This window comes from Arthrobacter sp. ZGTC212 (assembly GCF_002929255.1).
GTDB lineage: Bacteria > Actinomycetota > Actinomycetes > Actinomycetales > Micrococcaceae > Arthrobacter_B > Arthrobacter_B sunyaminii.
Genome location: NZ_PJIJ01000019.1, coordinates 1 through 783, shown reverse-complemented (window position 1 = coordinate 783; position 783 = coordinate 1). Strand labels below are relative to the sequence as shown.

The window sequence follows — 783 nt, the reverse complement described above, 5'->3', positions numbered from 1 at the left end:
CTACTCAGGCACTGAAGCCGGGGGAGTTCCGTTGAGGGACCTCGACGATCCGTTCAGCGATGTCCGCGGCGCAGAGCGCCAGCCGTAAGCGGTCAAAGCTGACAGCCAAGACAGCGGACCATCAATCAAAGGACCAGCGTCATGAAAAAACTGCTCTTCGCCCTGCTCCCCGGCATCATCAGCCGGGTCATGAAAGCCCGCAAAGCCAAGCAACTCCGTGCGGGCCAGACCCGGCCGCCGCGGAACCGCTTCTAATTTTGTCCCCCAAGCAGCACTAAACCAGTAACAAGAAGGAGAAACACATGATCAGCACTGAGAACCTTTCTGCACTGACCACTGCCGGCGGACACGTCGTAGGTTCCGACGGAAGCAAGATCGGATCCATCGGACAGATTTACGTTGATGACCAGACCTCCGAGCCCACTTGGGTCACGGTGAAGACCGGGCTCTTCGGATCCCACGAGTCCTTCGCACCGCTGGACGCTGCGTCGCAGGACGGCAACGACATCGTCGTCGCCCACACCAAGGACAAGGTCAAGGACGCACCCCGCGTCGCCCCGGACGGCCACCTGGAGCCCGCCGAGGAAGACCAGCTCTACACCTACTACGAAGACTCCAGCGGCTTCTCCCGCCACGATAACCAGGACACCACCGGTGTCGCCGCCGGCCGTGGGACGGTCGGACATGACACCTCCGGGCCCACCACCGATGACGCGATGACACGCTCCGAAGAACAACTGCGCGTCGGAACTGAGAAGCAGGCGGCAGGCCGGGCCCGGCTCC

At 62.5% G+C, this 783-nt stretch carries 1 protein-coding gene; it reads left to right on the top strand.

What is annotated here, in order from left to right; genetic code table 11:
• Positions 1-302: 302 nt before the first annotated feature.
• Positions 303-783: PRC-barrel domain-containing protein (locus tag CXQ89_RS17650; RefSeq protein ID WP_181032428.1), on the top strand; the 481-nt coding region annotated here is incomplete at its 3' end.